Genomic DNA, 6,732 nt, shown 5'->3' on the forward strand with positions numbered 1-6,732 from the left:
GATACGAGATCAAGGCAGCGCACTTCGGCGCGTTCGTCAGCATCGCCGCCGCATTCATCTGTTACCGCCAATATGCCAAATGAAACGGCTTCTAAAGCCCCGCTTCCAGGTGCCGGACCGGGACGTCTTCTACGCCTTCAAAGCCCAAACCGCGGGACTGGTCGTCGGAGTCGTCGACGTCACCAAAACCAGCGCGAACGGCCAAGTCCGGGTCCTCGACAACAACAACAACCCACTGGCGCAAGCCCACTGGGAGCACAGGGGATCGGCCACCGTCGTCGCCCGGATCAACAAGGACCAAACCTTCAAAGTCGGCTCCACCCGTCGCTGGGACAGCGACGCCGACGCGTACTGCACGTTCTACTGGCTGCCCTTCGGCTCCGGGAGCGCCACCGCGCTCGCGCTGGAAGACCCCGAACCCAACACCTGACCCCTTCCGCGCACCACCGCCGGCCGCGCCGTCGGAATCGCACCGGTCAACCCCGTCGCGGACCCGGGCAACGTCGAGCAGACGCGGTCGAGTGCCGTTTGCCCCGCCCACTCGTCCACGAGCAGGCGGGGCACCGGCGTTTCCCGACCGGTGCAGGCACACGGGCGTTCGCCGGAATCACCAAGGATGATGCGCTGCACCTCGTCACACGTCTGCGCCGTGCGTTGCCGCGAGCGACGTGCCGAGGGACGGAAGCGGTCGGCACCCCCAAGGGCCGGAAAGCCGGCGGCATCGTCGGTACGACGCGCACGGGCGTGGTGCCGATCTCAGCCGACGGTGAGGTCTGGCATATCCCACTGCGGGCCGTCCGTCGTGCCGCAGGTCACGAACTGTCGCGTGCGGGTGGCGGTGTAGGTGAGGTCGACGGGGCCGGGTCGTCCGGCCGTTTGCCACCAGGCGGTGGCCGTCTCGACGCGTGTCCACAGGTCGTGGGGTCCCCAGGTCCAGGCGGGGTGGTCGCCGTCGGGGTCGGACACGGCCAGGGCGTACGTCCCGTCCGGTCCCCACGCCTGGATCCGCTGGTGGCCCCGGTCCTCGATGTGGGCAGCGATGCGCACGTCGGGCAGCACGATGCCCAGGATGGCGACGAGATCGGGATCGGTGAGTTCGGCGGGGTCGATCGCGCTGTCGCGGTCGGGTCGCTCGGCGCCGGGCCCGGCCCAGGTGGGGTCGTCGTGTCCGGTGAGGGTCATGAAGGCGCTGTCGCCGACGAAGCTTCCGGTCGCGGTGCCGGTGTCGTCGACGTCCAGTGCCAACAGGTGCCCGGCGCCGTCGGCGCCTCCGACCCAGAGGGTGAGGATCCGGCCCCGGGCCGGGTCTGTTCCACCCACGCGTAGGGCACGCGCCGCACCGCCCCGGTCGCCTCGACGCGGTCGCACGCCGGCTGCCCTTGTGCCCGAGCGTTCCGTCGCCGCCGACCACCCGCAGCCGAAGACACCGGAGTAGTCCGGCAACCGACCTTCCGGAGCGCGCTCGTGAATGATCTCGGGAGCGAATCACGGCGGCGATCCCGCACCGATGCGGACCGAGGAGTACTCGGGAGCGACATGGGGACCGAGCCCACCACCACGGCCGGCGACGAGGGAAACCATCAGATCCCGACGGCGATTGGCGCAACCGAGGTACCTGCCGCCAGCGACGCCCGCGACAAGCTCCTGGCGCCCATCGGAGCCGAGGCCCGGTCGGTCGTCGAGAGGTCCCCAGGCCAGACGTCTATGGCGCTGGCGGAACTCGCCCGGGCGTACGCCCTGGTGGCCAACGGCACCTCGGCGGTATTCACCCCTGCGATCAGGAGGCAGTGGCTTCGCGAAGACGGGGACACTCGCTTGAAGAGGCGGAACGGAACTCTGAGGTCCCGGTTCGGAGGCATCGGAGCCGGCGACTGGTTCCTGGGTCGATCTCCAAGAGGTGTCCCGGAACTGCGTCGCTCGGCCGGGTCGCCGGTCCTGACCGGTCGACGGCAGCCGTGACCCCGCAGTCACGCCGACCGCCGGGTCACTGCTGGCCCGGAGGGTCCGGCCCCCGCGAGGGCAAGACGTGTACGACCATCGCCGATAGCGCACCCCTCGAAACGAACACTGCACCAGGTCATTGGTCCAGTGATCTGTGCGGGTCGATATTTCCGGGACGCGTGAGGCGTCGCCCCGGGTGGCTCTGTTCGGGTTCGAGATATCAGTCAAGGTGAGGCGAGCCGGACGCCACTTGCGCGACGGCCCCGCGAAGCGAATGGCTCGGGGGGCCGTGGCCTCCACGCCGCGAGGGAACGTGACGCGCACGCGACCTCGGACAGGGGTCGGCCCCGCGAGCGTTGCCCGCGGGGCCGTGGTGTTCGTTCGTCGGTGTCGCGGCCCCGAGGGGTGGGCGCCGTCGGGACCCCGGCCTGTCGGTGTGGTGTCACCCCGTCCAGGTGAAGGTGAATTTGTTGCCCTGGGAGCGGTGGTGGGTGAGGCCGTGGGGGAGTTGGCTCTTGTCGGGGTCGATGTCGACGACGTTGGTGGCGGGGTTCCAGGTGAAGTAGGCGGAGCCGGTGGCGAGGTCCTGGGATGGGGAGACGCGGCGGACGATGAGGTGGGTGGCCTCGGTGTCGTGGGTGTCCAGGGCCGCGCAGGGTGTGCCGGAGACCAGTTCCCGGTGGTGGGTGCCGACTTTGAAGGACAGGGCGTGGGTGTCCTGGGGGTCGCCGGTGGTGACGAACCGGGCGCAGATCTGGCGGGGTTGCAGCGGCCCGCAGTCCTCGTCGGTGTCGGCGACGACGGCCAGGCCGGCGCGGTTGCCCACGGATGCGGCGATGACGGTCCTGCCGGCGGTGGCGGCCAGGAGTCCCGAGGTCTGCCCGTGGCCGTCGTCGCCGGCGGCCAGGAGGGTGCCGTCGCGGGTGAGTGCGGTGGTCACTGCGCCGCCGCCGGTCAGGGTGGCGAGTTTCCTGCCGGCGGCGGCCTCGATGATTCCCCGTACCTGGTCGGAGGGTTGCCCGGTGGCGGTGAGGGTGCCGTCGTCGGTCAGGGCGAGGGCGAAGAACCCGCCGGTGGATACGGCCGTCACCCGTTTGCCGGCGGTCGCCTCCACGAGGTCGGGCAGGTAGGGGTCGAGGTCGTCGGAGATCAGCAGGGTGCCGTCGTCGGTCACCGCCAGGCTCTCGTTGATGCCCGCGCACACGTACACGACATGCCTGCCCTCGGCGGCCGCCAGGAGCCCGGACACCTGTCCCGAGCCGTCGTTGCCCGCGCCCAGGAGTTCGCCGTCCTCGGTCAGCGCCAGAGCGAACCTCGAGCCGATGGCCACCGCCGCGACCTTCCTGCCGGCGGTGGCCTGCATCAGCTCGTAGGAGTACGCGCCGACCATGAGCAGTTCGCCGTCCTCGGTCACCGCGGCGCTCGCGTCGCTGCCCGCAGCGACGGACCGGATCTTTCGGCCCTCGGCGACGGCCACCATGCTCGCCACCTCCGGGCCCGCCCCCAGCAGGGTGCCGTCCTCGACGACCGCGAGCGCGGACCGGCTCCCGGTGGCCACCGCCGTGACGCGTGCGCCCGCGACGGCCTCCAGGATCTCCGACACCACGGTGTCGTCCCCGGCCGCCACCAGGCGCCCCGACGTCACGGTTTTCGACGAACGTTCGACCAACGACATGAGACTGATACCTCTCACCCGGGGAGGCCGTGACCGGCCGTGACACCACCAGAGCACACGGTATCGATCGGGATGGGCGCTCGCCCGGGAACCACCGAACCCCGACCGCAAGAGATTGAACAGCTGCCGGTAGACCCTCTCCAATGACAGGCCGCGCCTGCCACGTTCCCGAATGACATTCAAAACCGTTTCGGCGTCTTGCATTACGCAAACCTCCCGGCCCCGATGCCCCGATCTCCTGTGCCCCTTCGCCCTGCGGACGGCGTTCCCGTCCTCCCCGGCAGGCCGTTACCCCTGCGACTACTACGAGCACTCCGTCGCCATAGGACTCTCGTCCCGTAGGCGATCCCGTGGTACGTCTTCGTTGTACGTATCGAGCTCGACGTAGGCCGCCCATTCATCCCCTTGACCGCCCTCGTTGGGTGGCGCTCCTCGTTCCGGAGGTTGCCCGGCCGCCGCGCACAAGGGGCGGGCAGAACGAGGTGTCGGTGACAGGCATCATTCCGACGGCGGTGGTAGACGCCGCTGGGAATTGGGCTTCAAGCAATCCAGCCTTGGCCGTATCGAGCGGGTCTTGCGGCGCATCGCCTCGGATGCCTCCAGGCGGCCACCGCTTTCCTGGCATGCTGTTGTCCCCTCGCGCTTTCGCGTCCAGGTGAGCCAGGCGACCCAAGAACATCCCTCCGAGTCCTTCCCGACTGCGTCGGGGATACAACAACGCGCCACACGGCGCACCGCGCGCATCCACGTTACGCAGACCGACCACCCTGCGGAGGCCGGGCGTCGCGCTCGGCCGGGTGACGGTCAGGCCTCTCATCAGCGACCGTCGCGGCGTCTCGCCGATGCCGACGCCCGGTCGCCCCTCGCGGGCGGCGCCGGTGTAGTGCCGACCCGCGCCGCCCGCGACCCGCCGGCGGCCTCGGGGGGATGGGCCGGCCGGCGGGCGGCTACCGGCGACGGGGAGACGCCGGACCACCACGACGACCCCAACGACCGACCCGGCCTCGGGTGACGGGCGCTCCACCGACCCCCACACGCGGATGGGCCGGCCCGGGGAACCGGGCCTGCCCATCCGCGTTCGGGCCCGGCGGCCGGTCCGCGCGGGTGTGCCGCGCACGCGCCGGGGCCGACGAAAGCCGCATCCGACACGACGGGTCCAGGTCAACCATCCACCGGAACAGGCCAGTCGTCGCCGACGGGACGCGTTTCCCCCCGCACCCGTGCATGATCTCGAAGGCGCCGCGGGCAAACGCCCCCTGCGTACCCGACCAACCCGTCCCAACCCAGGGAGTAGCCGTGACCACCAGCAAGTCGGAGCCCCTCCAGGTGCCCCTCAGCGAGGCAGCCCAACAAGCCCTTCAGCAAGCCATCGCCCAAAGCACCGCACCCGAGCCCGCCGCCGTCACCGAGGCCCGCGACAAGCTCCTGGCCGCCATCGGCACCGAGGCCGCGAACGTCGTGGCCGAGCACCCGGGAGCCGCGTCCAAGGCGCTGGCCGAACTCGCCCACGCCTTCACCCTCACCACCTCCGCCACACCCACCACGCGCCTGGGCGGCTCGCACACCATCGACCTGATCGTCGAGTTCAACAACAAGGAATTGACGCTCACCCCCCAACTCGTGGTGGGCGAAGCCGAGTCGGACGTCAATTTCAGGCCCCCCTCCGCCTCCCCAGGGTGCTGTTCACCGTCAGGGACGCCTACAACAGCGAGCTGGACGTGTCCCGGCCCCAACCGCACGCGTGACAACGACCGCGCACCGGCACTGACCCTCTCCACACCCGACCACCCCCGACAACGGCGACGGCCGGCCCCGGAACCCGATCCCGAGGCCGGCCGTTTCGTCGCCCGGGGCACAGGATCAGCCGATCCGCCGGCCGGCCCGGAGCAACCTCACATCGGATCCCACATCCCACTCACGTCCAGCGCATCCCCAGCACCGTGAGCGCCTCGACCCGCTCCGCCGGCCATGTCGCCCGCCGGATCTCCGGCGGGGCGGGTCGTCCGGGTGAGCGGCCGGCGCGGTGCTCGTGCGTGGGGCCTCACATGATGTGGAGGCGTTCCATGATGCCTTCCTCGGCGCGCAGGAAGATCTCGTAGCCCTCTTTCCTGGCGTTGTTCCATGATTTCGGCAGCGGGTCGCCAAGCGTCACCCCGAGCGAATCCGATGGCAGCAACGGCCTCGGTCGACGAGACTGCACCGGTGAACAGCCTGCCGCCGATACCCGGCCCACTTCCGCTGCCGGACCCGCGGGCCCGCGATGTCGTTCTCGACTATGCGGGTATGCACGACCTGGTTGCCGACCTGGTTCTGCCCGACGGCGCGTCCATGTACGTCATGAGCGCGTTGGAAACATCCCGTGAACTCATCAGGCACTCGTACTACCGGTACGAGTTCGCCACCGTCGCCGTCATGCATTCCTTGTGTGCCCTGGAGCGCGTCCTCGCCGAGCGGTTGGCCGTCAACAAACCACTCCGGGACCTGATCGAGCAGGCCACCGAGGCAGAGCTCATCGCTGCCGAACTCGCCACAGAGCTGGACCGCAGCCGACTCCTGCGCGACAAACTCGTGCAGGGCGTGATCAGTGCCGACCTCAGCCCGGTCATGGCCGTCCACCTGGTGCGTGCTGTCTTCGATGCCGTCGCCCTGCTCCTTCGTTCACCTGCTGCGGCGGAAGCAACAGCGGCCGACATGAGCGGAGCACAGCCTGAGAACCGACTCGCCCGGTTGTGGAAGGAGCACCTGCGCGCACCGTTTCCGGCAAGCTTCCGCGGCGTGGACGTCGAGGGCGTCGACTTCGTCCTCCTGGACGCCGACGTTGCCGGCCTCGTCCAGAGAGAGTTGAACGGCGGACTCGACGACAATGGCATTGCCATCCTCTGGGCATGCATCGCCGACCTCGACAAGGTCGTGCCCATGATCAACGAGGAGTACTGCGCCTCCTACTTCACGAGGCTTCGAACGGTGGCCGAACTCGCAGGGACGCGCCACGTCCCCACCGCGACCTGACCACCGGGGTCGAAGTGAGGTGCCCCGCGTTTTCCGGACGCCTTGTTCGCTGTCCTTTTATGCGGCGAGTCCGAGCTCGTGGTGGTTTTGCAGGGCTTCGAGTGGTG

5 protein-coding genes are annotated in these 6,732 nt (G+C 69.7%); 3 read left to right on the forward strand and 2 right to left on the reverse strand.

Going from position 1 to position 6,732, the window contains the following annotated elements; all coding sequences use genetic code 11:
* Positions 1 to 79 precede the first annotated feature (79 nt).
* Positions 80 to 430 (forward strand): hypothetical protein, encoded by a 351-nt coding sequence (locus ACH4U8_RS45955; protein ID WP_395784731.1) that lies wholly within the window; start codon positions 80 to 82, stop codon positions 428 to 430.
* 326 nt (positions 431 to 756) lie between these two features.
* On the opposite strand, the gene ACH4U8_RS45960 is transcribed toward ACH4U8_RS45955, so the two are convergent.
* Both ACH4U8_RS45960 and ACH4U8_RS45965 read right to left on the reverse strand, forming a co-directional pair.
* Positions 757 to 1,320, reverse strand: a complete 564-nt coding sequence (locus ACH4U8_RS45960; protein ID WP_395784733.1) for a hypothetical protein — start codon at positions 1,318 to 1,320, stop codon at positions 757 to 759.
* A 1,063-nt stretch (positions 1,321 to 2,383) separates the two neighbouring features.
* The gene (locus ACH4U8_RS45965; RefSeq protein WP_395784735.1) at positions 2,384 to 3,616 is read right to left on the reverse strand and encodes a hypothetical protein; all 1,233 of its coding nucleotides are present in this window, start codon (positions 3,614 to 3,616) and stop codon (positions 2,384 to 2,386) included.
* Between the two features lie 1,296 nt (positions 3,617 to 4,912).
* On the opposite strand from ACH4U8_RS45965, the gene ACH4U8_RS45970 reads away from it, so the two are divergent.
* Both ACH4U8_RS45970 and ACH4U8_RS45975 read left to right on the forward strand, forming a co-directional pair.
* Positions 4,913 to 5,560 (forward strand): hypothetical protein, encoded by a 648-nt coding sequence (locus ACH4U8_RS45970; RefSeq protein WP_395784737.1) that lies wholly within the window; start codon positions 4,913 to 4,915, stop codon positions 5,558 to 5,560.
* Between the two features lie 258 nt (positions 5,561 to 5,818).
* Positions 5,819 to 6,625, forward strand: coding sequence for a hypothetical protein (locus tag ACH4U8_RS45975; RefSeq protein WP_395784739.1), 807 nt, complete (start codon positions 5,819 to 5,821; stop codon positions 6,623 to 6,625).
* Positions 6,626 to 6,732: the final 107 nt, after the last annotated feature.

The sequence above is a fragment of the Embleya sp. NPDC020886 genome (genome assembly GCF_044333915.1).
GTDB lineage: Bacteria > Actinomycetota > Actinomycetes > Streptomycetales > Streptomycetaceae > Embleya.